The sequence below is a fragment of the Microbacterium hatanonis genome, assembly GCF_008017415.1.
Lineage (GTDB): Bacteria > Actinomycetota > Actinomycetes > Actinomycetales > Microbacteriaceae > Microbacterium > Microbacterium hatanonis.
In genome coordinates this window covers 463,070-487,936 of the sequence record NZ_VRSV01000001.1, presented here as the reverse complement: position 1 = coordinate 487,936, position 24,867 = coordinate 463,070, and the positions used below count along the sequence as shown (strand labels likewise).

At 64.9% G+C, this 24,867-nt stretch carries 22 protein-coding genes; 13 read left to right on the top strand and 9 right to left on the bottom strand.

Going from position 1 to position 24,867, the window contains the following annotated elements; translation table 11 throughout:
- Window positions 1–18: 18 nt before the first annotated feature.
- Window positions 19–195: an antitoxin VbhA family protein gene (locus FVP77_RS16695; RefSeq protein ID WP_187266785.1), complete on the top strand. Its 177-nt coding sequence runs from the start codon at window positions 19–21 to the stop codon at window positions 193–195.
- A 29-nt stretch (window positions 196–224) separates the two neighbouring features.
- On the opposite strand, the gene FVP77_RS02350 is transcribed toward FVP77_RS16695, so the two are convergent.
- Together FVP77_RS02350 and FVP77_RS02345 are read right to left on the bottom strand one after the other, a co-directional pair.
- Window positions 225–629, bottom strand: a complete 405-nt coding sequence (locus FVP77_RS02350; protein WP_147893072.1) for a VOC family protein — start codon at window positions 627–629, stop codon at window positions 225–227.
- Between the two features lie 102 nt (window positions 630–731).
- The gene (locus FVP77_RS02345; protein WP_147893071.1) at window positions 732–1,403 is read right to left on the bottom strand and encodes a BON domain-containing protein; all 672 of its coding nucleotides are present in this window, start codon (window positions 1,401–1,403) and stop codon (window positions 732–734) included.
- 223 nt (window positions 1,404–1,626) lie between these two features.
- Between FVP77_RS02345 and FVP77_RS02340 the strand changes: the two genes are divergently transcribed.
- The 6 genes from FVP77_RS02340 to FVP77_RS02315 all read left to right on the top strand — a co-directional run bounded on the left by FVP77_RS02340 (window position 1,627) and on the right by FVP77_RS02315 (window position 9,440).
- A complete protein-coding gene (locus FVP77_RS02340; RefSeq protein WP_147893070.1) occupies window positions 1,627–2,487 on the top strand; it encodes a 3-hydroxyacyl-CoA dehydrogenase in 861 nt (286 codons plus the stop codon).
- A 164-nt stretch (window positions 2,488–2,651) separates the two neighbouring features.
- Window positions 2,652–2,960: a DUF1003 domain-containing protein gene (locus FVP77_RS02335; RefSeq protein ID WP_342779725.1), complete on the top strand. Its 309-nt coding sequence runs from the start codon at window positions 2,652–2,654 to the stop codon at window positions 2,958–2,960.
- Window positions 2,957–3,679, top strand: coding sequence for a VIT1/CCC1 transporter family protein (locus FVP77_RS02330; protein WP_147893069.1), 723 nt, complete (start codon window positions 2,957–2,959; stop codon window positions 3,677–3,679). Before FVP77_RS02335 ends, FVP77_RS02330 begins: the two co-directional genes overlap by 4 nt.
- A gap of 712 nt (window positions 3,680–4,391) precedes the next feature.
- Window positions 4,392–5,045: a pyridoxamine 5'-phosphate oxidase family protein gene (locus FVP77_RS02325; RefSeq protein WP_187266784.1), complete on the top strand. Its 654-nt coding sequence runs from the start codon at window positions 4,392–4,394 to the stop codon at window positions 5,043–5,045.
- A 115-nt stretch (window positions 5,046–5,160) separates the two neighbouring features.
- A complete protein-coding gene (locus FVP77_RS02320; protein WP_147893067.1) occupies window positions 5,161–7,014 on the top strand; it encodes a universal stress protein in 1,854 nt (617 codons plus the stop codon).
- On the top strand, window positions 7,011–9,440 hold the full coding sequence (locus tag FVP77_RS02315) for a phosphoketolase family protein (RefSeq protein ID WP_147893066.1): 2,430 nt from the start codon (window positions 7,011–7,013) through the stop codon (window positions 9,438–9,440). Before FVP77_RS02320 ends, FVP77_RS02315 begins: the two co-directional genes overlap by 4 nt.
- Window positions 9,441–9,451: 11 nt before the next feature.
- Here the strand turns inward: FVP77_RS02315 and FVP77_RS02310 are convergent, their stop codons facing one another.
- Entirely contained in the window at window positions 9,452–10,252 is an 801-nt protein-coding gene (locus tag FVP77_RS02310; RefSeq protein WP_147893065.1) for a universal stress protein, read from the bottom strand.
- A gap of 185 nt (window positions 10,253–10,437) precedes the next feature.
- On the opposite strand from FVP77_RS02310, the gene FVP77_RS02305 reads away from it, so the two are divergent.
- The gene (locus FVP77_RS02305) at window positions 10,438–12,093 is read left to right on the top strand and encodes a GAF domain-containing sensor histidine kinase (protein ID WP_147893064.1); all 1,656 of its coding nucleotides are present in this window, start codon (window positions 10,438–10,440) and stop codon (window positions 12,091–12,093) included.
- Window positions 12,093–12,740, top strand: a complete 648-nt coding sequence (locus FVP77_RS02300) for a response regulator (RefSeq protein ID WP_147894402.1) — start codon at window positions 12,093–12,095, stop codon at window positions 12,738–12,740. The genes FVP77_RS02305 and FVP77_RS02300 overlap by 1 nt, the downstream gene beginning before the upstream one ends.
- A gap of 237 nt (window positions 12,741–12,977) precedes the next feature.
- On the opposite strand, the gene FVP77_RS02295 is transcribed toward FVP77_RS02300, so the two are convergent.
- On the bottom strand, window positions 12,978–13,556 hold the full coding sequence (locus tag FVP77_RS02295; protein WP_147893063.1) for a DoxX family protein: 579 nt from the start codon (window positions 13,554–13,556) through the stop codon (window positions 12,978–12,980).
- Between the two features lie 225 nt (window positions 13,557–13,781).
- Here FVP77_RS02295 and FVP77_RS02290 point away from each other — a divergent pair, with 225 nt between their 5' ends.
- Entirely contained in the window at window positions 13,782–14,399 is a 618-nt protein-coding gene (locus FVP77_RS02290) for a TetR/AcrR family transcriptional regulator (RefSeq protein WP_147893062.1), read from the top strand.
- A 72-nt stretch (window positions 14,400–14,471) separates the two neighbouring features.
- On the opposite strand, the gene FVP77_RS02285 is transcribed toward FVP77_RS02290, so the two are convergent.
- Complete coding sequence (locus tag FVP77_RS02285) at window positions 14,472–15,335, bottom strand: zinc-ribbon domain-containing protein (RefSeq protein WP_147893061.1); 864 nt, start codon at window positions 15,333–15,335, stop codon at window positions 14,472–14,474.
- A gap of 305 nt (window positions 15,336–15,640) precedes the next feature.
- Here FVP77_RS02285 and FVP77_RS02280 point away from each other — a divergent pair, with 305 nt between their 5' ends.
- Complete coding sequence (locus tag FVP77_RS02280; RefSeq protein ID WP_147893060.1) at window positions 15,641–16,897, top strand: hypothetical protein; 1,257 nt, start codon at window positions 15,641–15,643, stop codon at window positions 16,895–16,897.
- A gap of 26 nt (window positions 16,898–16,923) precedes the next feature.
- Here the strand turns inward: FVP77_RS02280 and FVP77_RS02275 are convergent, their stop codons facing one another.
- Both FVP77_RS02275 and FVP77_RS02270 read right to left on the bottom strand, forming a co-directional pair.
- Entirely contained in the window at window positions 16,924–17,919 is a 996-nt protein-coding gene (locus FVP77_RS02275; RefSeq protein ID WP_187266783.1) for an SIR2 family protein, read from the bottom strand.
- Window positions 17,920–18,722: 803 nt separating this feature from the next.
- Window positions 18,723–18,968: a hypothetical protein gene (locus tag FVP77_RS02270; protein ID WP_147893058.1), complete on the bottom strand. Its 246-nt coding sequence runs from the start codon at window positions 18,966–18,968 to the stop codon at window positions 18,723–18,725.
- 105 nt (window positions 18,969–19,073) lie between these two features.
- On the opposite strand from FVP77_RS02270, the gene FVP77_RS02265 reads away from it, so the two are divergent.
- Window positions 19,074–19,340, top strand: coding sequence for a hypothetical protein (locus FVP77_RS02265; protein WP_246133941.1), 267 nt, complete (start codon window positions 19,074–19,076; stop codon window positions 19,338–19,340).
- 267 nt (window positions 19,341–19,607) lie between these two features.
- Here FVP77_RS02265 and FVP77_RS02260 read toward each other — a convergent pair whose 3' ends face one another.
- The gene (locus FVP77_RS02260) at window positions 19,608–20,393 is read right to left on the bottom strand and encodes a hypothetical protein (RefSeq protein WP_147893056.1); all 786 of its coding nucleotides are present in this window, start codon (window positions 20,391–20,393) and stop codon (window positions 19,608–19,610) included.
- 78 nt (window positions 20,394–20,471) lie between these two features.
- Here FVP77_RS02260 and FVP77_RS02255 point away from each other — a divergent pair, with 78 nt between their 5' ends.
- A complete protein-coding gene (locus tag FVP77_RS02255) occupies window positions 20,472–21,380 on the top strand; it encodes a hypothetical protein (protein ID WP_147893055.1) in 909 nt (302 codons plus the stop codon).
- 72 nt (window positions 21,381–21,452) lie between these two features.
- On the opposite strand, the gene FVP77_RS02250 is transcribed toward FVP77_RS02255, so the two are convergent.
- Window positions 21,453–24,815 (bottom strand): PIN domain-containing protein, encoded by a 3,363-nt coding sequence (locus FVP77_RS02250; protein WP_147893054.1) that lies wholly within the window; start codon window positions 24,813–24,815, stop codon window positions 21,453–21,455.
- Window positions 24,816–24,867 lie beyond the last annotated feature (52 nt).

Here is a 24,867-nt window from a genome sequence, read left to right as displayed (position 1 = left end):
GTGCCGAACGGGGCAGGTATGGACCTGACACCCGACCAGCGCCGCCGCGGCGTGGAGGAAGCGTTCGCGTCGCTGCGACTCGACGGACTGAAGCCGACGGCCGCCGCACTTCAGGACGCTGAGGACTACATCGAGGGGCGCCGCACGCTGGACGAGATCATTGCCGACGTTGTCGCGAGGCACACGGCTAGTTGAGTCATGGTCGCACCAAGGCTTTCGCACCCCTACCAGGTGTAGATCCTCGGGATGATCTGATCTCGCGGCCGATGGTCGGGGCCTGGGAACACGATGACGACCGGTCCGTCATCTGGATCCGAGCCCTGGACCACGTCGAACCCGTCGCGTTGTTCCCGAGTGACGCTTTTCGATTTTCTACGAAGTACGTTTTCGGAACGGTCGAGATCCTCGAGGGTTTCAGCGGCCCAGATCACATACTGGATCCCCACGGTGCCGGTTTCGCGACCGTCTCGCCGCCGCATAGCGCGTAAGTAAAGCTGGTAGTGCTCCGGACCCACCAGGAGGGCGGCCGTGGCGGTTCTCACGGTCGGGACAAATTCGAGGAGTTCGCTGTAGAACGCGACGGACAGTTCGAGGTCGCGGACGAATAACACTGCTGAGGACAGACGCACGAATCTACCGACCGGCGCGACGGGTCGCGGTTCTTGATCCCCCGGTCCGCGGCTCCCGAGTCTTCTGGTGCGAGCAGCTAACGACGGCCACTGCTCGCGTGACTACGATGCCTGGACCATCAGGTAGTTGTCGACGTGCGTGACGTGGGGCGATGCCCATGTCGCGAGTTCCGCCTGCTCTTTCTCGGCCGAAGACCGCACACGGCCAGTGAGGACGGCCCTGGTGCCCTCGACGGAAACGGTGATGAAGTCCGCGTCGAGCTGAGCACTGCGAACGAAGGCGTCCTTTATTCGCTGCGCCGTATTGACCGCGGACGGCCGAGCGGTGAGGGTGATTTCGTTGTCGACGGTGTAGACCCCGCGAAGGTGCTGCACCATGCGTTCCGCCGCCTGGCGCTGGAAGTCCCAGAGCACCTCGCCAGTGAGAATCACCTTGTGGGCATCGACCTGGGCTTCGACGGTGTGAGGCACGTCGCCCGCGGATGAGAGGGCGTTCCGGACCTCCTTACGGATGTGAGCTTCGGTGGCCGGGCGTTGCATCGTCGGGTGCACGGACAGAGCGTCCCTCACTAGGGACGCACCGTGCACGCGCAGCGCGGCGGTCTTGGCGGCCACGCGCTGGGAGAAGCTGTGTACCTCTCCTGACAGGGTGATCACTCCGTCGGCGACCGCGACACCGATCCGTGCGGAGTCGACCTCAGGCGTCCAATCGAGTTCATCCTGCACCGAGGTTTGCAGATCGTGGTCGCTGTGCGTGGTGGTTGCGATGCTCATGATGAGCCTTCCGTTCGTGTGGGGCAGTTGCCTGCTAGTCCGAGCATCGCCCCGGGACTGTCACGGTGAACAGTGCCGATGGTCCCGCCCAGCGTCGAAGGACTTTCGCCCCTTGTCGTGATCTGCGGACTGGGGTGAAGTGAGTGAGGCTGCGGGTCACCGGCGTCCTCACCTCTGGGCGCTGGGATTGGCGGCAGAACGTTCATCACGGAGGAAGTCGCTCATGCCCGGTATTCAGAAAGTCACGGTTCTCGGGACGGGAGTCTTGGGAAGCCAGATCGCCTACCAGGCGGCGTTCCACGGCTTCGACGTGACTGCGTACGACATCGACGATGTTGCCGTGCGGGCTGGCCGGGCCCGGATGGAACACCTCGCGGGTGTGTATGTCACCGACAACGTCGCTGGTGCGACAACCGTCACCACGACCCGGGCGCTCGAGGGCATTCGATACTCGTCCGACCTCAAGGACGCTGTCTCCGGTGCAGACCTGGTCATTGAGGCGGTACCCGAGAACCTCGGCATCAAACGCGCACTCTACGAGCAGCTCGCCGCAGTCGCGCCGGCGCAGGCGATCTTCGCGACGAACTCGTCCACCCTCCTCCCCAGTGATCTGAAGGGCTTCACCGGTCGGCCAAACCAATTCCTCGCGCTTCACTACGCCAACAACGTGTGGCGTCAGAACACCGCGGAGATCATGGGCACATCCGACACCGACCCCGCCGTCTATCAGGCGGTTGTCGACTTCGCGCAGCGCAGCGGGCTCGTCCCCATCGAGCTGAAGAAGGAGAAGGCCGGGTACGTGCTCAACTCGTTGCTCGTCCCGCTGCTCGATGCGGCGGCGGGGCTTCTCCTGGAGGGTGTCGCTGACGTGGAGACCATCGACAAGACGTGGCGGATCGCGACCGGCGCACCCGTGGGTCCGTTTCAGATCTACGACGTCGTCGGTCTCACGACCGCGTACAACGTCGCCGCCGCAAGCCCTGAACAGACCTCGCAGGCGTGGGCTGCATATCTGAAGACGAACTACATCGACAAGGGGAAGCTAGGCACCTCAACGGGCGAAGGCTTTTACACCTACCGATGACGTCCGCCATGAACGCCAAAGCCCCGCAGCGCCCGAATGCGGAAAGTGCTCAATCCCATCGTCGTCGACATCGCCCAACGAGTAACTGGCACCGCCAGCAAGCCGAGACCCTGACTCGAGGGGAGCGGGCGGCAGATCGCCTCCGCAATTACATGGGTTCCTGGATGTTCATCGGCATCTTCGTATCGCTGATGGTCGTGTGGGCCATCGTCAACGCGACGCGGTTCGGTTGGGATCCCTACCCCTTCATCCTGCTCAACCTTTTCCTCAGCATGCTGGCCGGCCTGCAAGGCGCCATCCTCCTCATCGCCGCGAAACGTCAAGACGCCATCTCCGCAGCCCTCGCCCAGCACGACTTCGAGACGGACGCGGCGGCAAAAGACGAGATCGAGGAACTGATGGCCATCAACCGCCGACAGCTCACCCTCATCCAACTGCTCATATCGGACCGGCCGCCGGAGGCCCGCCGATGACCGCCGAGCCGCCGCCACACCTTGGTGAACCGCACAGGCAGGGCCTTGCCCAACGCCTCAACTGGTTGCGCGCTGGCGTCCTGGGAGCGAACGACGGCATCGTTTCCGTCGCCGCCATTGTCGTGGGAGTCGCCGGAGCCACAAGCAACCTCGCGCCTGTCCTCACCGCAGGAATTGCCGGGCTTGTCGGCGGGGCCATCTCGATGGCCCTCGGAGAGTACGTGTCGGTCAGCAGCCAAAGTGACAGCGAACGAGCACTCATCGCGAAAGAGAAGCGCGAACTTCTTGAGATGCCGGACGAAGAGCTGGGGGAACTGGCAGGCCTCTACCGTGCGAAGGGCCTCAGCCCCGCCACCGCGCAGCAAGTTGCGCTCGAACTCACCGCCCACGACGCCGTCGCCGCGCACCTCTCCGCCGAACTGAACATCGACGAGACCGACGTCGTGAGCGCCTGGCACGCCGCCGGTGCATCGGCCGTCGCCTTCACCATCGGAGCGTTGCTCCCGCTCCTGGCTGTCCTCCTCCCACCAGACGGCTGGCGGGTGCCGAGCACCTTTCTTGCCGTCCTCGTCGCGCTCACACTCACCGGATGGATCTCTGCCCAGCTCGGCGGCAGTTCGCGCGCCAAATCGACTTTGCGCGTCGTCGTCGGGGGTGCAATCGCGCTCGTGGCGACCTACGGCATCGGGACGCTCCTGGGAGCGGCGGGCATTGCATAGCGGTTCATGACGAACCAGATGCACGCCGAGTCACACGAGAGGTACACGATGACCAGACCAGCAGTACCGGCGATCCGAAACGACAGGAGTGAGGTCTTAACTCGTGAAGCACGCCCCGACGTCGCAGTAGTAACAGGAACAGGCATCGTCTCGACGAACGTTCTCCGCGCTGCAGAACTCATCGCCCACATCACCGGCGGCGACGTGCAAGTGATCCGGTTGGTCGATGACCTCCACTCACGGCGGGAACTGGGGTCCATCGACCTGGCGCGCGGTGCTCGAACATCCCTCGCGCGCTGCGTGGGCGCCTATCTCGTACGCCACCCGGGTGCGTCAATAACGGAGCGCATGCACCACGGAACGTGCGAATCGCTACTCCGCACGCTCGACGCACGCAACGGAGTCATCCTGATACCCGCTCGAGACCCCATCGTTCATCTCCGCAAAGCCCACGACAGGCGCACGTGGGTGGCCGATGAAACGGGACAGGTGTCCGCACTCGGAGACGGCACCGGCCTCGGCAGCTACGGCTACACGCGCGCACGCTTCCGGCCCCGAACATAACCGGCTGCGCCACGGCCCACACGTCCTTGCTCTCGCTTGCCGTGTGCGGCACGCGCGTCGCTGGTCCGACGCTCTGAAGGGACCTTCGCCCCTACCGGTGGATTGGCCTACGACGTTTGCTGGTTCTGCTAGACGAAAGGACCTTCTCATGACGACATCTCGCCCCACGGCTCCGAACCCAGGGACGCCCTTTCCGCCCGCCGGGATCTGGGGCGTCAATCCCTACTTGCTGAAGCACCGGGTGCCCTCGCCCACCCCGTCGCCGCTCGGGGTTGAGAGCCTGTCGGTCGATGATTGCTGGCACCTTCTCGAACGGGCCGACTTCGGCAGGATCGCCATAGACGGTGTCGACGGCGTGCCAGACCTGTTTCCCCTCAACTATCTCGCCGCGGACGGCCACATCTTTATGCGCTCCGCACCCGGTGCGAAACTTCGGGGCATTGCGAACAACCCTGACGTCGCGTTCGAGGTGGACGGGGACCATGACGGACTGCGGTGGAGCGTGGTCGTGCGGGGTATCGCTGAGCGGATGAGTGTGGACTTCGATATCGAGGAATCCGGAGTTCTGTCGCTCGTCTCAGCAAACCCCACTGACAAGCAAAACTTCCTCAGGCTCACACCGAGGACCGTGAATGGTCGGACGTTTCGCAGCCGGAAAAGCTCGCCGACGCACCGCGGCCCTGCAGAGGAACTCGCCGTCGTCGTTCGGGTCGAGGCACCCCGCTCCGCCAAACCCCGAGCGATCCCGCACTTCGCACCTTTCCTCGAGGTGGACGTGCGCAAAGACCGCCTCTCGCGCTGAGGTCATCCATTCCGATCCGTGACCCCTAGGGCGGGACGTTCGGCCCTGTCGCCCGGGAACGCTCCTCACGGACTGTGGAGGTAGCCGGTTCCGGCTGCCACGAAAGGAACGCTCCATGGACGCTGCGATTGTCATCGGATGGGACGGATCCATCTCAGCGCGTCGAGCGCTGAGATGGGCACAAGGCCAGAACTCGACCTCGATCCTGCTCGTGCAGGTCGTCCGCGAGACGGTGCTGCTCGACGGGCTGGATCCGCGAAGAGTCGAACCGCCCGAAGACGACATCTCAATTGAAACCGCCGCCGAAGAGACCCGGGAGTTCGATGAGAACGTCACCGTGGAGACCCGCATCATCGTCGGCGACCCCGTCGCAGAGCTAGCCCGCTTCACGGGCCCCGGCACAGTTCTGGCAGTCGGGGACCGCCACCGGAGCGTATTGCGCTTCCGCGCCGGATGGAGCGTCGGCGCGCGCTTGGCTGCGTTCGCGACCGGGCCGGTGGCCATCATCGCGAACGAGTACGAGGAGAGCCAGACCGGCGTCGTCGTCGGGGTGGACGACTCGGACGGGGCCCATTCGGCCTTGATTTTCGCCGCAGCCCACGCTGCGAAAATGAGCCAGACACTGCACGTCGTCCACGCGTGGCACTCCTCGTCGCTGTGGCGCGACCGCGCAATGCCGCCGGCCCCCTCGCTGGCAGAAGCAAACGCACAACACACCGATGTCCTGACCGCGGCCGTCAACGAGGCCCGCAGACGTCACCCGGAACTGCTCGTCGTTGGCTCCGTTGTCGACGAAGCCCCAGGACAGGCGCTATTGAGGGCATCCGCAGGATGCTCGCTCCTTGTGATCGGCGATGGCCGCGCAACAAGCATCGAACGGATGCTGCTCGGCACAGCCAGCTACGACATCCTGCTCAATCTCGACGCGCCGACCGTTATCATCCCGCGACCCGCCCCCCACTCCACTGCCCTGACGCCGGCAGCATCCGCCCTACCGAACGACGACATGACGGGCCTCAGCCCCCGCTCAACACCAACTCAACCGCCCGTCCACGTCGTCGTCGGCTGGGACGGCAGTCCCCCTTCCCGGGCCGCCTTGGAATGGGCAGTGGCACGGGAGAAGAGCGGCCCAACACCAGGGCACGTCGATGTGGTGATGGTGGCGGACGAGCCTCTGGCCGACACCGACTCGGAGATTACCGCCACGACGATTGCCTTCGACGAACGCGCCGTGCAGCGGCTCATCAACGACGTGAGCGACTCCGCCCCCGACGTAGCAATACGAGGCAAGGTCGTCCACGGCTTCGTGCTGCATGCCCTGTCGGAGCTCAGCCAACCCGACACCCTCATGGTCATCGGCACCGAAGACCGAAAGGGACCACGACTTCGATTCGACTACTCGGTAGGCGCACACCTACCCGCCCTCGCTCATGGGCCGGTCACAATCGTCCCCTCCACCATCGACCCGTCACTGACCGGGGTCGCCGTCGGCGTCGACGGCTTCGACCCATCCAACGACGCAGTGCTCACCGCCGCCGCTGAGGCCGCCAGACGTGGCGAGACACTGCACCTGGTTCACGCATGGACGAAACCTGTCCTACACGACACCCTGTCAACCCTCGACTCCGCCTTCGTCTCCGACCTGGAGGGCGAGCATCGAAGCATCCTCGATGCAGCCAGTAACCTCGCAGCAGCCCACTTTCCGACAGTGCAGATGAAATCACACCTCGTCCGCGGGCACGCCGCACGCGCCCTGCTCGATCTATCCCCCAGCCCGGCCATCATCGTCGTCGGCAACCGCGGGCTGTCCGGCTGGCAACGCTTCCGGCTCGGTTCTGTCAGCCACGAACTCGTCCTCAACACTCGGGTGCCTCTGTTCATCATCGGCCGCCCGGATGCCCCACAGCAGCCACAGCACCTGTCGTCTCCCGACCTGGCCGCCGCCCTCTCGGTAGGCATGCCGACATGACCACCCACACCCTCGACTCACCCGGCGCATGGACCGCACTCGCCACCCAGATCATCACCGACCGCTCGCTGGACGAACTCGACGCGTGGTGGCGAGCCGCGAACTACCTCTCCATCGGCCAGATCTACCTCCTCGACAATCCGCTCCTCCGAGAACCCCTCGCCCCGGCCCACATCAAGCCGCGGTTGCTCGGTCACTGGGGAACCACACCAGGTCTGAACTTCCTCTACGCCCATCTCAACCGCGTGATCCGTGACCGTGACCTGAACACGATCTTCATCACCGGCCCTGGACACGGCGGGCCGGGCCTGGTGGCGAACACCTATCTCGACGGCACCTACAGCGAGGTCTACGACGACATCGACCACACGATGGACGGCGTGCGGAAACTGTTCCGACAGTTCTCCTTCCCCGGCGGCATCCCGAGCCATGTGGCCCCCGAGACTCCCGGATCCATCCACGAAGGTGGCGAACTCGGATACTCCCTCTCCCACGCTTACGGCGCTGTTTTCGACAACCCCGACCTCCTGGTGGCGGCCGTCGTCGGTGACGGCGAGGCAGAGACCGGTCCGCTGGCCACCAGCTGGCACTCGAACAAATTCATCGACCCCCTTCGCGACGGGGTGGTTCTCCCGATCCTCCACCTCAACGGATACAAGATCGCCAACCCCACAGTCCTCGCCCGGATCCCCGACCACGAACTCGACCAGCTCATGCGCGGGTATGGGCACACCCCCTACCTGGTGTCGGGCGGCTTCGACGGCGAGGATCCCCGCGAAGTTCATCGTCGCTTCGCCGCGGTCTTGGACGAGGTGATGGACCAGATCGCGCGGATCAAAACGGACGCGCGCTCGGGTCGCCTTGAGGGCCGCCCGGCGTGGCCGATGATTATCCTGCGCACCCCCAAGGGGTGGACGTGTCCCGCTTTCATCGACGGCAAGCCGGCGGAGAACAGTTGGCGCTCGCATCAAGTGCCGCTGGCGAATGCCCGCGACACTCCGGCGCACGTCGCCGTCCTGGAGGGATGGTTGCGGTCTTACCGGCCCGAGGAGCTCTTCGACCAAGCGGGAGCTGTCGTTCCCCTGGCCACCGCGCTGGCACCGGACGGAGACCGGCGGATGAGTGCCAACCCGGTCGCGAACGGCGGACTGCTCCGTCGACCGCTCCGACTCCCCGACTTCCGCGAGTATGGCGTCGACGTTCCCGCACCGGGCGCAACCACCGCTTCCGCAACCGCCGTCCTCGGAACCTGGCTGCGTGATGTCATCGTCGCCAACCCCGACAACTTCCGCATCTTCGGCCCCGATGAAACCGCCTCCAACCGTCTCCAGGCCGTCTTCGAGGTGACCGATAAGCAGTGGGACGCGGAGCGTGAAGACGCGGATATGGACAACCACCTCGCCCGCTCCGGCCGGGTAGTGGAGATGCTCTCAGAACATCAGTGCGAAGGTTGGCTGGAGGGGTACCTCCTCACCGGCCGGCACGGACTCATCAACTCCTACGAAGCGTTCATCCACATCGTCGACTCCATGTTCAACCAGCACGCGAAATGGCTAAAGTCCTCGCGCGCCATCGCTTGGCGTCAACCGATCTCATCGCTGAACTACCTGCTCAGCTCGCACGTGTGGCGACAGGACCACAACGGCGCATCGCATCAAGACCCCGGCTTCATCGACCACGTCATGAACAAGAAGGCCGACATCGTCCGCGTCTACCTGCCGTTCGACGCCAACACGTTGCTCTCGACGTACGACCACTGCTTACGTTCCGTCGACTACGTCAACGTCGTCGTCGCAGGGAAACAACCCGAGGCGAACTGGCTCTCCATGCCCGACGCCGTCCAGCACTGCACCCGCGGGCTGGGCATCTTCGACTGGGCCGGAACAGAACGGCACGGAGAAGAACCAGACGTCATCCTCGCGTGCGCGGGTGACGTACCCACCATCGAAGTCCTCGCCGCCGCGAGCCTCCTCCGAACGGCTGTCCCCGCCCTCAAGGTGCGGGTCGTGAACGTCGTCGACCTCATGCGACTCCAAAGCGAAGACCAGCATCCGCACGGTCTCAGCGATGCCGAGTACGACGCGATCTTCACCACGGACCGTCCGGTGATCTTCGCCTACCACGGCTACCCCTGGCTGATCCATCGCCTGACGTACCGTCGGCGAGGTCACGCGAACCTGCACGTGCGCGGCTTTATCGAGGAAGGCACTACGACCACGCCATTCGACATGGTGATGCTCAACGACCTCGACCGGTACCGACTGGTCATCGACGTACTAGACCGCGTCCCAGGGCTTGCCGCCCGCGAGGCGATACTCCGTCAAGAGATGCAAGACGCTCGCCTCTCGGCGCGCGCCTACACACGCGAACACGGCGAGGACATCCCCGTCGTCGCCGAATGGACGTGGGGCGCAGAAACGCCGTAGCCATCGCCGCGTTAGCGCGCCGGGAGGAAAAGTGTCGGCCCGGCGAGGTTCATCAGCACGTCATGGGCAGTGGGCCCAATCATCGCGCCCGAGCCCGCCGATATCGGCACAACAAGCAGGATGCTGGTGGGGGCAGCATCAGCGAGCGCCTCCGCCGCGGGACGGGCGAGCGGCCGAAGCACAACCCGAACCGAGGGCGCCGCCCTCACGGCGATGTCTCGCGCAGCAGCCAAGAGACGGTCGGCACGGCTGACGACATCGATGCCGACGGCAGAGGCGGGTGCATACCCGCCACCACAGACCAACATCAGCGGTTGTCCGAGCGCTGCGGCCTCTTTCGCCGCGAAACGCACCGCGTCCCGGCTTGCGTCGGAGCCGTCGACGCCCACGGCAACGCCGCGACGAGTACGTCCGGTGGGTTCGGGGACCACCGCAACCGGGCAGACAGCTGAGGCCAGGAGACGAAGGCTGCGTGAGCCGAAAACGCGACCGTGAAGAAACCCGGTCTTATGGCTGCCCACAACGACCACGTCCGCACCGATGGATGCGGCCGTCAGCTCTTCCATCGGGTCGCCGGCGCAAGTCTCGCCGGTCACCTTCTTTATACCGGGAACCGAGCGGGACGACGCAACCGCATCCGCGAGCGAGAACCGCGAAGTACGAGGCTCCGCGTCTGCTTCCTCGTTTATGGGTTGGACCACATGGAGGAGTGTCAGATCCAGCCCCAACCGCACGGCGCGTTCTTCTGCCCATGTAGTCGCGGCTCGGCTGGGTCCTGATCCGTCAACACCGACGAGAACAACGCCTGTCATCACTCTTACCTCCAGTACTCAGCCTGGCCGCCGGCGTACACGTCCCCCAGGGCCGAACGTCCCACGACCGAAAAGGGTGACCGACTTCCGTAGGGCTCGGTCGGAGGGGGGTTACCAGGCGGAACCAGACCGGCGATGATGGACACGAAGCTGGGTCAATCGACCGATGGCAGAGCGGGGTTCTCATGCCACAGCTGGATCCACTGCCACCGCGCGACCGCCCGCCGTGGGCAGACGGTATCTCCACTCAGCTCAGAGCGCTCCTTCGGGCAAACCGTGCCATCGTCGAGGACATCGACCTGCCTGCGGTGCTCCGTCGGGTCGTTGAGTCCGCCGTCGAACTGGTCGACGCCGAGTACGGCGCCCTAGGCGTCATCGGCAGCGATGGATCCATCAACCAATTCATTCACGTGGGGATGGAGGTGAAAACCGCAGACGCTATCGGCCATCCCCCTGCGGGGCACGGTCTCCTCGGCGCGGTCATCGCCGCGGCAGACCCCATCCGCCTACGACACAGCGCCGACGACCCTCGGGCAATCGGCTTCCCCGCTTCTCACCCGCCGATGGGGTCGTTCCTGGGGGTGCCGATCCGGGTGAGAGACCGCGTATTCGGGAACCTTTATCTGACGAACGCGCGCGCCGGCCATTTCACCTCCAACGACGAACACCTCACCACCTCCCTCGCCGCGACCGCCGGAGTCGCCATCGAAAACGCGCACCTCTTCGCCGAGACACAGCTTCGTCAACGGTGGGCACAAGCCGCCGCCGAGACGACCGCCGCGATACTGTCCAGCGAAACCGACGACGTCATAGGTCTGGTCGCCACCCGCATCCTCGACCTCGCCGAGGCCGACTTGGTGGGCATCGTCTTCCCCACCGACGACCCCGACATGCTTCGCATAGGCGTCGCCCGAGGTGTCGGGGCGGACGCCTTTGAGGGGCAACTCGTCCCCGCGAGGGGGTCGATCTCCGCCAGCGTCATAGAAGGACGACAGCCACGCCTGCTGGACAGCTTCCCGGTTACTCGCAGCGGAGGTGTCCCTACCGCGGGCGGCCCCGCCCTTGCCGTTCCCCTCATCGCAGCTGCGCGGACCCTGGGCGTTTTGGTGGTGACCCGTGAGGTGGGTCGAACGAGCTTCACCGTCGCTGACATCGGCATGGTCTCGGACTTCGCGGACTATGTCAGCGTCGCAATGGAGCTCTCCGCCGCTCGGGCAGCACAGCAACGGATGGTCCTCCTGGAGGACCGCGGACGCATCGCCCGAGATCTCCACGACCACGTCATTCAGGAGCTTTTCGCAACCGGCCTCGACCTGCATCAAACCGCCGGAAGCCTGCCCTCCGGGCCGGCCGTGGCACGAATCGCGCGCGCCGTCGACAACCTGGACCTCAGCATCTCTCACATCCGGACTGTCATCTTCGCGCTCAACGCCCGCGAGGAGGAGACCGTCAGCGTGAGGCACCGTATCCTCGACCTCGCTCACGAGCTCGCGCCGCTTCTGGCGCGCACGCCCAACATCAGCTTCGCCGGGCCCGTCGACCTCCTCATCACCGGGCATCTCGCGGACGACGTCCTGGCCGTCGCCCGCGAAGCACTCACCAACATCGCCCGTCACGCACACGCCAACTCGACCATCCTTCAACTCACCGCCGCGGACGGGCAGATACTCCTCGAAGTTAGAGACGACGGGCACGGCTTCACCGACAAAGGTCGACGGAGCGGACTGGCGAACCTCGAGCAACGCGCGGAGAACCGCTCAGGCACCTTCACGGTGATTAGCGTCCCAGGCGATACACGGGTGCGGTGGATGGTCCCCTTCTCGCAACCAGCGGCGGCGTGATGAACGACGTCCGGGTGTTCCTCGTCGACGACCACGAAATTGTCCGACGCGGGCTCGCAGGCCTCCTCAACGCAGAGGCCGACATAGACGTCATCGGACAAGCGGGCACGGCCACCGAGGGACTCCCGCGCATCCTCGCCCTCCGCCCAGACGTCGCGGTCCTCGACGTCCGGCTCCCCGACGGAAGCGGTATCGACGTGTGCCGAGATGTACGCGCTCGTGACCCGCAGATCCGGTGCCTCATCCTCACCGCGTACGACGACGACAAAGCACTGTACGCCGCAGTCATCGCGGGTGCCTCGGGATACGTCCTAAAGGACGTACGCGGTGCCGGCCTCGTCGAGGCCATCCGCGCAACCGCCGCGGGCGTGACACTCCTCGAACCAGGCGTCGTTGAGGCTGTCACCGCACGTCTGCGGGGAGAGGGCGACGTGGACCCCCGGCTCGCCGCTCTCACCGCACGAGAGCGGCAGATACTCGCTCTCATCGCCGACGGTATGACCAATCGTCAGATCGGCGCCGAACTCGGCCTTGCGGAGAAGACCATCAAGAACTACGTGTCCAACGTTCTCAGCAAGCTGGGACTGGAAAGACGCACGCAGGCTGCTGTGCTGCAGACCGAGCTCCGCCCGCCCGCGATGGATTAGGCGCCACCACGGGTCCACGCGTTCGTCGGACTGCGAAGAGGAAGATTCGCTACCGCGGACGCGCTCGTGTTCTCGCTCCTGGATGAAACGCTACGCATCGTGCGGAAGCGTTAGCAGGGCCGGAAGTCCGAGGCTCCGAGCCCAAGCGCACGGTTCATCCCCGCCACGACTGAGGTCCGGTCCCTGGCGCTTACGGACCGACGCAGACCCGTGACAGAGTCTGACTATCTTGCCTGGTCAGACGAGCCACGGCATCCGCTGCACGACCGACAGATTCTTCCACCATCCGCCAAGCCCCCACGTGTCACCGGCATGGAGGACAGCCAGTACGACAAGCGCGAGCGCATAAATGATGTGGTAGTCCACGAGGGGATTCGTCGATGCCGCATTCGCGATGTAAGGCCATTCTGCGAGGTACATCAGCACCATCACCAGGGTTCCTGTGACCGCGCTGACGCGGAGTCCGATACCCAAGATGACGGCTGTGCCGATCCCGAGCATGGAGAGCTGGAACAGTACGTCGCTGGTCGGGCTTGCGATGGCCGCGAAGAGACCCTTCAACGGGCCAACCACCGAATCGCTGAGAAGGAAACCTTGGCTAGGGGTTCCGCCCGCGACCCAAGCGCGCTCGGCGGGGGTGGAAAACCCAAGCCCGAATGTCTTGTCGAAGAATGCCCACAGGAAAATGAAACCGGTGGCGACACGCAACACAGCGAGAACGCGGCGACCCGCTCGACCGCCTACGGGCGGGGTAGGTACGGTCTCCGGGTTGGGTTCAGACGCGGCGCCGCGGCGGGCGGTATCAGAAACAGTCATGGGGTGCCCTCCGGGCCTTGTAGCGACCAACCGGCCGCCTATACAAGGTCGCTCAGCTCGCCAGGAGAGGGTAGAGCCGAAGGTCCTACCGTTGGCTGAAGGCGAGCAGTCTCCCAACTCTCGTCGACGTCGCGCTGAGGGCCGGAACCGGCTGCGTATGGCAAGCGCCACCCGCCCCAGCGGGCGGGGTTGCATTGGGCCAGGTGGGCGTGGTGCCGTCGATATATGGGCGACTACCGGCGCGGGCGCAGAACATACCTGCAGATGGACGACCGGCGCGAGCAGCTGTTGGACGCAGCGGTCGATGTGATGGTGGACGACGGGGTGTCCGCGCTCTCGCTCAGATCAGTCGCCGACCGCGTAGACGTTTCCCATCGCGTCGTGACCTACGCGTTCGGGTCCAAGGCGGGGCTGGTCGCCGCCCTCGTCGAGCGGGAATCGAACAAGGTCATCGTGCAAGCCTGGTCAGCCCCGTTGCTGGATATGCCGCTGGACGTCGCCGCCACCGCCGCCATCCGCGCCGTCGTGGATGTCGTCCGCGCCAACCCCAGACGCCACGAGTGCCTCGCCGAACTGATGACAACTGTACGCGCGACCCCGGAACACGCCGAGACATTCCAGAAACAAGCACGAGTGCACCGCGAGGAGATCACCGCGCGCGTCGAAGAATGGGCGCACGCACGGGGCGCGGAGCTACCCACGACGACACCGACCCTCGTCACCGCGCTGCAGGTCGCAGCACGCGGCGCCATCGAGCAATGGCTCTCCACGCGCGACGATGCGTCGCTCACCCCCGCCATCGAACTCCTCGTCGCCGGGTTCCGGGCGACCGCGTTGCGCTGAGTATCGGGTCGAATTTGCCCGCCACAGCGCTCGGTCGCTTCCCCACCGAACCCTGACGCAGCTGGGATGTGCTCAGCGCAGGTATGCGTTCACGAGAAGCTCACCCCGCACTGCGCGCAGACCATCGATGAGATGGTCGAGGCCCTTCGCGTTCCAGGTACTCATCTGGAGGTCGAGCGGCCCGAGGCACTCGAGCTTTCCAGTCCGGATGCGGATGACCTCCCACCCGGCGGCCCGGAGCACACGGTCCTTCCGACGGTCGGTCTGCTCCCGCTTCCCAACGTGCTCGAGCCCGTGGCGTCCGGTCGAGTCGTACTCGATGGCCACCCGCAGCTCGGTGAGGGCGAAGTCCGGCCACACCTCAAGATGCTCGAAGAACGGGCGTTGGACACGCACCGCGTTCAACGACGGCGTCAGTGCGAGCCGGGCGAACAGGTCCGCGCGCATCTGAGCTTCGACGGCGGACGACGGCTTCGGGGCGCACTCGGAGATGAACGCGGTGCCAACCGGGAGACCCGGGGTCTTCGCGCACAGCTGCATCTTTGGACGAGGTCGCCGCCGCCGTAGGACGCCCGGCCCGACGGGCGAGGTGACCGTCTCTCGCATCGGTAGCGCGACCATCCTCGTCGGGTTCGCCGCCTCAGAGCATTCCGGGCACCAAGCGCTTCGGCGTCGCTCCCGGCCTGACCGCATCCGCTGCTCCGTCGGGGTGGCCACGAACCGGTGACCGCCGCTGTCGCATTCCCAGAGCAGGAGCACCTCGGCCGCGGGTGGGACCTGAGTCAGGGTGATGCCGGCGTTAGGCTCCGGGTGGTACTGCCGGATGAGCGCCGGGAACGCGGCCCACGCTTCGCGGTAGGTACCCACCGGGTAGGGCACGTCGAGGCCCTTCGACCACTGACGGCGCGCCCACCACGCCTCGACCCGTTCCGGCACGAGGGCACGTTAGCCGAGGCCATCGACACCGCCGAGAGCGGCACCTGCGTCATGTCGCGTCGCCCAGATCGATCCGCATCGAGTCTTTGCCACACCTCGACAAGGAGCGCTCGACGCTCAGCCGGATGCTGCCGACGGATGCGACGCTTTCTCAGTACAGCGAGTTGCGGCGCAAGGTCCGCCGGAACTGGGGGTGAAAGCTTGATGTGTCGCGGTGGCAGACTCCGAGTGTGTGGCCATCACTTCAACTCACGTCAAGGTCCGTCCCGGATCGTGCGCCATTCTCACCCAGCGTGGAGTGGCCGATGCTTCGCGTCGTCGTGGACCCACAGGCCGAGCTACCCGACATCGTCCTGCAGTACCTTGGTCACCTTCGGAAAATTGACCAAGGTGTTCGTGTCTTCAGACGGGTTCCTGGACCAGACCTCCCCGAGGTTGGAGATTACGAGGTCATCCCGCCGGGGCCAGAGACCGGAGGCGAGTATGCCGGCGTTCGAGAACACCGAGAGACCGGAATCGCTCTCATCGGTGTCCCCTACGCTCGGAACAACGTCCTTGCCGCCTTCAACTGGGCGGAGCACGAAGGCTTCGACCCCGATGCGGCCAGGGCCCGGCAGCTCGACGCAGAAGCGGCGCGTTCGCTCAACGCTGACGTGTACGCAACGGACAACGTGTTCCTTCTGAACAGGCGGAACGCTCACTCCGCGTTAGCAATACTCGATGCCATGGCCGTCATCGGCCTTCATCAACGGGCCCGTGGACGAGTAGTGCTCGACGGCTCGCTCGACGGGCTTGTCACCACGTGGCAGGCCGAGATGATGCAGTCCCGCGTGTTACTACCGGGCACCTCCGCGCTCTTCGCCGAAGACACCCGCACGCCTGGGAAGGGCGCGGTCCGTCTCGTGGGGGCGGCAACTCAACGGCTGGGTAAGGCGCTGAGCGCGCGCGACAAACTTTTGCTGTCGAGCCTTCAGCGCCATCGTTCCTTCGGTGTAGATGCGCCCGAGGATTCCATCGAACGCGTAGTGGTCGCGTTGCAGGGCATGTTCGACTCGCTGGCTCGTGCGGTCAACGCCTGCCTTCCAGCCCCCCAGCCAGCCCATTACGTCTCCTTCGGGTCCAAAAGCTTCCGGCGGCAGATTCCGCCCGAAACTCGCTTGATTATCGCCGAGGCGCAGTTCACGGCGCTTCGCGAGGTCATCAGCGCCCTTCGCAACACCGTCCACCACGAGCCTGTTGGAGCCGCGTCAGATGATGTGAACGGTCGCGTAGAGCGACTCGTAACCCTGCCCCGGTCCGTCGCCGAGCCATTCAATCTGGCGGTCGAGCAGCTTGGCCGTCGCGAAAGGTGGATCGCACACGACTTAGAGCCCTACGGGCTCGCGCTCCGACCTACGGTCCTCGCACAAGATCTCATCGAGGCGGCCGCCAGCATTGCCAACCGGATCATCGAGACGGTACCGCGAGACCAGGGAGCATCGACCGAACGGCCCGGGGAGCGCACAGATTGGTTGAATGATCCACTGCTCTTGAAGGTGAATCGTTTGCTGTACGGAATCTGAGGAGCGGCCTTGAGGACCCGCGCTGCTCACCTTTCCGGGCGATCCCCTAATGGTCGCAACACGACCCAATCGTCGTCTACCTGATCCGGCGGCGCAACGCGCGCCCCGACTGTCCACTCGCGCCCTTCGGAAACGGCGACGATCCGTCGGGGCGGCGAAGAGGCGTCGAGCACGTCGGACAGGGCGAGCGTCCTCGGCGGGTACTCGTCGGGACTTGTTCGTGGAGGGCGACCGATGGATCCTGCAGGCATGTCGAGGTGCTCGACTCTGAGCACCAGGGTTTGGTCGTCATCGCGTCGCTCGACAGATGAAATAGCACCCCACGGCCCGTGCTCCCAGCCGACCGCAACCGGACTGTCTGGGGAGTCAAGGAGACGTTCCAGGAGCACGGGCAGCAACTGAGCGCTCGCACGTTCGACTTCCTCTGCGACAAAACGCGCCACGCAGTCAAGTCCTCCCAACAGGCGGACGGGGCTGGTCGCACCCAACGCTCGGAGGCGGTCAGCTACCGCGTTCGCATCTGGGTTCACAACCACGAGCTCTTTGTCCGCAGTCAGCGCCCGCGCGAGAAGGTTCATCATCGCTGTGTCTGTCAGCGGTATCGAGTAACCAATCAGAACAACTCGGTCCGCTTTTTCCAGCCCCAGTCGAGCTTCACGCCAGACGAACCGGGTGCGAGGATTCTCAAAGTAGCCGCCCTTTGCTGATGTCGGCGGGACGATGAACACCTCCCGTCCGCCGATGGTCGCCCTCGCCGCATACGAGGACTCGTGGTCGATACCGTAATCCAGCCGCTTCAACGTGATCCCGGACGCGTCCCCGGGCACCGCGTACCAGTCGATGGAGCCGTGGAGCTTATGAAGCCGAAGAGTTTCTCGGTCACGGTATGCCGTGGTTTCCGCCTGGAACATCCCGTGCGAGTTGGGAATCCCAGTCACAACGTCGTCAACCCCTATCGCGCTGTCGGAGTCGAAACGAGGGCTGCGACGAACTGCCCCCTCGATGAGGGTGTCGTAGTTCATCGTTACGAGATCCCATCGACCCCAGTGGGCGAGATCGACGAGTTGAGCTAGCCAAGGGGCCATCCCAGTCTCGTCTGCCTTTTCCTGCGCTACCCGGACTTCCCGAGCTATGGCGGCGCTCAAGTCCGAGAAGCGCGCACGGGCCGATAGATACTCGGCCTCGGAGTCAGCGGGTTGTCTTTCCGCGAGCCAGCTCAGCCAAGTCTCAAACGTGAGGCCTTCGGATGCAAACGTGGGAGTCGACGCAGGATCCCACCTGAGACTTGTTAGCGCATCCTGACCGAGGCCGTCGGTCAATGGCATCGATGGTGCGGCAGCACGCGAGAAGCCGGCACCCAAGACCAGTGCAGTAGCGGGCGAGGAGGGCGGTGAAACGATTAGCTCCATGACGCCTAGCCTCTCGCACCCCGGGTGCCGGCAGATCCGCGACTTTGCCGGGTTCGCGCACGTCGCCGTCGAGAGTTGAACTCCGGGTGGTTCCGCCGAGTCCCGGCCGAGGACGCAGCCTCCTTCTCAAGGTATGCGGCGACCGAGGTGACCAATAGCATGGCCATCCGAATCATCGGGGCCTCCGCGACGAACTCCAGACCCGTTCCGGAAGGAGCACGTTCGGAAGGGACACCGACACCGACCCCGAGACACGACCCGGCCGGCCTGTGGAGTATAGGGACCGCGCTCTCACGGGCTGAGTTGGTTTGCGTGATGCATGGTGCCCCGCCAATCCCGATACGCCCGTCGCTCGACCTCTCGTGGCTCACGACCGAGCCGCAACTTCACGATCTCGGCTACGAAGCTCCTTCCGTTCACGAATAGGTGCGGTGGACGTGCCAGTGGTCCCGCTCATTGAAGACGTCGAACACGAGGCTGAAGCCTTCCTCATCCGTGGCTTGGAAGCGCCATCCCCGCGGCTCCGACGAGACGCACCCGTCGCGGGTCTCTAACGGGGTCGGGGTGTCCGACACTCGCCACCGGCGCTGGCCGTAGATCATGCGAACTGGGATGTCGTCCGTCATCCATATGGTCAACGTGGGTGCGGTGGTGGCGGGCATCTCAGCAGAGTAGAACATACATACGACACTCGGTAGTCTGAGTCTCCGCTTGAGGAGGCACGGATGGGCACGAACCGAAGGTACGGAGCCCACTACGACCGACTCATGGACGAGCGGATCATGCAGCGCGTCGCGACGACCGCAGGCCCGCTGCAGTCGCTGAGTCGCGAAGAGCTTGAACTCGACGTCCGCCCCGTAACAAAAGACCCGCAACCCAAGCGCGCGAAAGTGTGGGTCCGCTTCGGTGGCACCCCTCTGCTCGTCGACGCGACGGTGACGAGCTGGACATCAACGGCAGCGGCGGTTCAGTTCGAAATTGCCGAGACCGAGTATCGGGCGTGGGTATGGGCCTCCGCGGTGCGCGAGGCATAGGTGAAACTTGGGTTCAGAGCCTCGCGCGTCGCCTCCGCGGGAAGCGGGAGGTGCGCCCACGCGCTGCCTCATCTCGTCTCTATTGGGCCCAGTTGCTCAGGGCGCTTAAAGCGGACAACAGGAGCGCTTCGTCGGAGCTCCCCGCCGAGGAACGGTGCAGGCTCCGGTCATCTGAATCGGTCACGACAGGCTGGCGTGCTCCCTCCGAGCCCGCCAGCCTGTCTCTCGTCCGCTCGCACGCGGGCCTTCGCGGCGCAGCAGGAACGGTCAGTTCAGCCTGCTCTCCCCCGCGTTTGCGATGCGCCACCGTAGTCGATCCCGAAGTTCGACTGCGGCTTTCAAGACCGTGGCCAGGACAGCAACACTCGCTTCGATCCGGCGCTGACCGGGCGAGCCGTCCGGAACGTCGGTCAACTCCGACAGGGAGGACAGCACCCACCGGTTTGCATGGGTCATGCCGCTACAGATGCGCCACGCCTCGAGAGCTGTCGCCGGCTCACTCCGCAGGTCGAGGTCCACGTCCGCAAGGATGGTCGAGATCGCGGGCAACTTGGACAGGTCAGCACTCGAGGGGATGTTCTTCACGCTTCGCTTGTTCTGCTCGAGCTCGGCGTACACCGACTCGGCGTCGTACGCCGAGCCGGTCGCTGCGACGATGACAGCGACGCTGCGTTGCGCGTCGTATGACAATTGCAGCGAGCGTTTGACCCGCTTCGCGTGGTTGCCGCCTTTGAGGATCCAGATCCCGTACGCGGCGGACTCGATAGCCGACCGCGCCAACGTATATAGAGCCACCGGCGGTATCCCGACGGGCCCGTCCACGATCTCCCGGATGGTCGACAGATGGTCCTGCGCGACCGTGAGGAAAAAATGTGTCTGAAACGACACAGGGTCGTACGTGGTCCGGGAGTCGTCATGGGCGAGAGGCGAGCCGGGCCGTGGCGTCGCCCATCTCGAGTCCTCGGCCGACGCTTCCCTATCGCCGAGCCGGTCGACAATGGCTGAGAACTGGCGCTCTACCCGCCAGCGAATGTCATCGTCGGCATCAGTCATGGCGACACCGTAGCGGTCCCGCGTTACGTAACCGTCGCCGACGACCGACACGACCTCGGCGCGGAATACAGTGCGACCATGGACTCTTTCGCTCCGACCCCGTGGCCGGCGCGGTGTCAGCTCTCAGGCGCGCTCATCGACGCTGACACCTGCGCCCGACGGGTCCTCGCGGATCTCGCCAGGGCCGTCGGCCCCGCCGAGGGCGCACAGGCGCGGGAATGGCTGGGCGCGGCCAGCACATGGTCAACCGGGTTCTCTGCGGTCATGCAGGCGCTGGCCACCGCGAACGACCATCATCGTGCCTTCGCACGACTGTTGCGGTCGCGAGAGGCGTATGGGCCGTCTCTGGCTGCGCTGTGCCGCGCGTTCGTGGAGGTCGCAGGCCGTGCCTGGTGGCTGCTTGAATCTGCCGACGGTTCTCAGCTCGAGCATCGTGCCGCGGCGATGCGGCTCAAGGAGATCTCGGACAGCCGCGGTCGCACATCCGGACGACTCGTCCGTGTCGCAGACGGAGCGTACGAGGAGGTTGGCTACGACGAGGTCCTGAAAGCGGCGCAGCAGGATCTCTCCAAAGCGGCCGTCGCTGGCCGCAAGGAGTCCGTGCCCGGGTACTCCAAGCTCGCGGAAGCGGTCATGACCGCTGGCGGCGTGAAGGAAGCAGACGCGAAGTACTCCCACCTGTCCAGCGTCGCGCACGGGCACGGGTTCACCGTCGGCGGGATGGGGGCCCGGCAACCACACGCCGCAGATGGCTTCAGCTATTTCTCTATCTCGCTCCCCCTCATCAACGCGCACCAGTATCTGCAGATCCTCGTCCGAGTCCTGAATGCAGTGACGACGAGGTTGCTGACACTTGCGGCCAGCCCCGCGGATCAGGAGCGCTGGGAGGCGGCTCACCAACGTTCCGACGCACGCATCGCTGAGGTGCTCGTCGAGCTCAAGACAGCACCGGCAGCCCCCCTGACTCCGGACGTCCCGCCTGCCTAGAACAAGGCGTCTGGCTGTGGTGGGACATCTATACAAGCAAGTCGCAAACAAAAGACAGAACCGCCGACGCGCTCATCGCTCGTTACGCAGGACCACTTCGAGGACTAACTGTCGCTCCTCAGACGAGAGCCCGCCTACCTGCGCCAGGATGTACGACGCGCTCACGTCGAGGGACGCTTCGGCGACGAGACCACGCCAGTGGTTGCCTGCGGCGGCGCGGAGGGCCGGGAACCATCTGTCACCAGATTGTGCCCGCACGCCGCGGGCGACAAAGGCGAACTGGTGAGGCGCGAGCCAGGGAACGGCGAGAAGCGCCTGGAGGAGGAGGACGAGGTTCTCCACTGCCTCCGCGTCGGTGGCGGTCATGTCGGAAAGGAATTTTGCTGCGACGCTGGCCCAAGCCGACAATGCGTTCGGATCTGTCAGACAGTTGCGGATCCCCGCGAGCACGAGGTGCAGCTTCTCGACGACGTAATCAGGACCGCCGAACAGGATGGCTTGGGCTAGTCCCTCCGGTCGGAATGAGCTCAGGGTGAGCGCAAGATGCCAGACCGCCGGTCGGTAGTGGACTCCAACCATGCACGAATGGATCAAAGCGGCGTCGATGCTGTCAGCGGTATCGGCGGCTATCAGCTTCTTGTCGCGAGCATAAGCGGTGAGCTCGGGCGTACCGAAGGCAGGGACCCCCAACGCGGCCGCGACCTGACGAGTGGCGGCGTCGTCGCACCACAGCGGCACCCCCGCCTCGCCCGCCCTGTCCATAGCCGCAGTCCAAGCGCCAGAAATATTCTCGAGCGACGTGACCGGCACCGCGAGAGGCGGCGGGTCTGCCCGTTCAGAGCGACGCAAGCGCGTCTCGAGCGCTTTGAGCAGCGTGTGCTGCTTCGCTACTTCTTCCGGGGACTCCTCAAAGTACATCGGCTCGCGTTCCACGGTGCTGGGGAAGAACTCTCCTTGCGCGTTCTTCAATCGGAGAGACGCGTCACGAACGTCACGAAGTTGGTCGTAAGTTCCGAGAAGTCGTGCTGGGAGCTTCGCGAGGAGCTCGCCGAGGTCTGCCGGCAGCAAGGCGAGCGTGAGGGCCGCGGTGGTGTCTATCGCGACGCCGGAGCGGAGGGCCTGCTCGACCAGTTTGTGCTCTGCAGGAGCTCCCTCTGCTGTGCCTCCGAAACGCGGTGCGACGCGGCGTGAGACGAGCACCTCGGCGTAGCTTCGCTTCGCCCACATGCTGAGTAACCCGATTGGGAAGGTGCCATTTGCCGCCTTCTCCTCGATCTCATTGGTCTTCCTCGGCCCGCCGGCGGCTGCGTCGAGCGCCGCAAGTATGCTGCCTGCGTCCTCGCCGTCGAGATCGAGCGTCCAAAGTAGTCGCGGGTGGTTGGGGAAATCCGTGTGGTATTCCTCGGCGAGTTCAGTGACCTGGATCTGGACATCCGGCGCAGTCACCGGTGCTAGGAGCGCTGCCCCGATTGCGAGGCGACGGACTTGCTCGTCAAGCGGGAATCGCTCGATGATGCTGAGAACCTCGCTGAACTGCGCCATCTCTGTTCCGAACCGCTGGTAGAGATGCAGCCACAAGGATGCCTCAGGCACGCTCACAGGTTGGCGACACGCCGGCAACGATTTCCAAGTGGCAAACGCCTGCTCGTCATCTGCGCTTTTGTGAAGGGCGAAGATTACGGACCAGCCAGCATCCGCCGAGTCCGGTTGAATCCTCAAGAGGAGTCTTCCAACAGAGACGACATCTTCCCACTGACGTGTGTCCTGGAGAGCAGCTATCTGCAGCCGCAATGCAGAGGCTCGATCCCCCCAAGCCTCGCCGCCTACTGTGAATGCCGTCCGCGCACGGTCGATGGCATTTGAATGCTCGCCTCGCCGCAGATAAAAGCGTGCGGCCCGCAGCCACTCGTCTGGATCTCCCCACTGGCGCGCAACTTGCTCAGCGAGCCGCAGACTGTCGTCGTGACGATCCGCCTCGGAGTAATACATGGCGAGAGCTCGCGCAATTCGCGGGTTGTCCAGCGCCATCGCTTCGGCCCGCGACTCCGAACCGGCGCGGCGCTGGAATAGTTGCACGATGGTGTCCAGCTCATGGGCGATTGCTTCGTTGCCCGGCCGCAGCTCGTCAACGAACCGGTGAGCGATACCGCGGCTTGCGAGATGGAAGCACAAGGAGGTCTTTTCCGCCCAGTCGGTGTGTGCATCTACAGCCTCCGACCACAGCCTGTGGGCAGTATCGTCGTCACCAGCGAGTTCGGCCTCCGTCGCCCTGAGCTGCAGGACCACCTCGGCGGGGGTCCGATCCGAGACGAGCTTCAGTGCGCCGGAAATGTCGCCGAGCTGCGCCAGCACTGAAACGGCGGCCTCGTGGACGTCGGGATGACTCGCCTCTTCGGGCGTAGCTAGTCCGTCGGGGGCTGGAGTGAACAGCGCACGCGCGGTGGAGAAATCTATAAGGAGCATTGATGCGTGCATCGCTACCCGAATAGCGCGCGGCGCAGCCACGCCCTCAGACCGCCGCGCGTCGCGAACACGAATAGCCAATGACCTCGCTGCCGACAGGTCAGCAACGTGTGATTCTCGTCCCGGCGTCATGGAACGTTGGATTAGAGCCTGTGCCGCGATCACGCCCGGCGCCGCGAATCCGTCAACGTCGAACGCCGACTGACCAACCCTGATTGCGCCGTCGAGGTCCTGGCCTTCGAGGAGTTGCTGAACGTTAAGAGCTGCCCACAGCCCCCGCTGAGTCTCTGAAGTCGGACTCCACTCGCGAAGGAAGGCCTGACGCGCCTCGAGGTCGTGTTCGCTCAAGATCACGGTCTCCACGAGCGGGTGGCCCCGGACCTCCTTCAACAACGCGAACGCTTCGTCGTCACCGACGCGAGTGGTGGCCATTCGAACCAGAAGGTACGGGCGCGGAGTGGCACCCGCCGCCAAAGCTCCCACCAACCAGCTTCGGGCGATCTCCAGCTGGCCGGCGTCAAGCGCGACTTCACCCAGCCACGCGTCTATCGACTCGCTTTGTGGCAGCCAAGACGGCCGCACCTCGAGCCAATCGCGCAACAGTTGTACGCGCGTCTCTGGCGAGCTGACGTTCCGCAGAAGTCGAGACAAGGCGGGCTTGCCTAAGTCGCCCTCCAGCCGCTCCGCGTCTGCGAGCAATGCGGGCGCAAGGTACAGCACCGGGCCCGTTGAAGGTGCGGCCTGCTCGACGAGCTTGGACAGGGGTGCCGCAATCTCTCGGTAGGCGAAAGCTTGCGCGTCGGCGGCACTCATCTGCCTGGCGTGCGCTTCGCGCAACAGGGGCAAGAGGAAGTCCGTCGCGCTCTCCGAGCTACCTCGCACCTCGACACTGTCCAGTCGGGCCCTCACGTTGGCGTCAACGTCGCCTAAGTTGGCCAGCGCAGCGAAGACTTCTCGGTCGTACAGGGCCATCTTCAGTTGCTTTTGATTCACATTCACGGAGCGGCGCTGAGCGGACCGAGCG

Coding starts and splice junctions, on each gene's coding strand:
- FVP77_RS02325 (WP_187266784.1), top strand. CDS start 4,392: ATGACGACATCTCGCCCCACGGCTCCGAACCCAGGGACGCCCTTTCCG.
- FVP77_RS02295 (WP_147893063.1), bottom strand. CDS start 13,556: ATGACTGTTTCTGATACCGCCCGCCGCGGCGCCGCGTCTGAACCCAAC.
- FVP77_RS02300 (WP_147894402.1), top strand. CDS start 12,093: ATGAACGACGTCCGGGTGTTCCTCGTCGACGACCACGAAATTGTCCGA.
- FVP77_RS02345 (WP_147893071.1), bottom strand. CDS start 1,403: ATGAGCATCGCAACCACCACGCACAGCGACCACGATCTGCAAACCTCG.
- FVP77_RS02340 (WP_147893070.1), top strand. CDS start 1,627: ATGCCCGGTATTCAGAAAGTCACGGTTCTCGGGACGGGAGTCTTGGGA.
- FVP77_RS02250 (WP_147893054.1), bottom strand. CDS start 24,815: ATGGCCCTGTACGACCGAGAAGTCTTCGCTGCGCTGGCCAACTTAGGC.
- FVP77_RS02320 (WP_147893067.1), top strand. CDS start 5,161: ATGGACGCTGCGATTGTCATCGGATGGGACGGATCCATCTCAGCGCGT.
- FVP77_RS16695 (WP_187266785.1), top strand. CDS start 19: ATGGACCTGACACCCGACCAGCGCCGCCGCGGCGTGGAGGAAGCGTTC.
- FVP77_RS02315 (WP_147893066.1), top strand. CDS start 7,011: ATGACCACCCACACCCTCGACTCACCCGGCGCATGGACCGCACTCGCC.
- FVP77_RS02275 (WP_187266783.1), bottom strand. CDS start 17,919: ATGAACTACGACACCCTCATCGAGGGGGCAGTTCGTCGCAGCCCTCGT.
- FVP77_RS02310 (WP_147893065.1), bottom strand. CDS start 10,252: ATGACAGGCGTTGTTCTCGTCGGTGTTGACGGATCAGGACCCAGCCGA.
- FVP77_RS02260 (WP_147893056.1), bottom strand. CDS start 20,393: ATGACTGATGCCGACGATGACATTCGCTGGCGGGTAGAGCGCCAGTTC.
- FVP77_RS02265 (WP_246133941.1), top strand. CDS start 19,074: ATGGACGAGCGGATCATGCAGCGCGTCGCGACGACCGCAGGCCCGCTG.
- FVP77_RS02305 (WP_147893064.1), top strand. CDS start 10,438: ATGCCACAGCTGGATCCACTGCCACCGCGCGACCGCCCGCCGTGGGCA.
- FVP77_RS02335 (WP_342779725.1), top strand. CDS start 2,652: ATGTTCATCGGCATCTTCGTATCGCTGATGGTCGTGTGGGCCATCGTC.
- FVP77_RS02270 (WP_147893058.1), bottom strand. CDS start 18,968: ATGCCCGCCACCACCGCACCCACGTTGACCATATGGATGACGGACGAC.
- FVP77_RS02330 (WP_147893069.1), top strand. CDS start 2,957: ATGACCGCCGAGCCGCCGCCACACCTTGGTGAACCGCACAGGCAGGGC.
- FVP77_RS02280 (WP_147893060.1), top strand. CDS start 15,641: ATGCTTCGCGTCGTCGTGGACCCACAGGCCGAGCTACCCGACATCGTC.
- FVP77_RS02290 (WP_147893062.1), top strand. CDS start 13,782: ATGGGCGACTACCGGCGCGGGCGCAGAACATACCTGCAGATGGACGAC.
- FVP77_RS02255 (WP_147893055.1), top strand. CDS start 20,472: ATGGACTCTTTCGCTCCGACCCCGTGGCCGGCGCGGTGTCAGCTCTCA.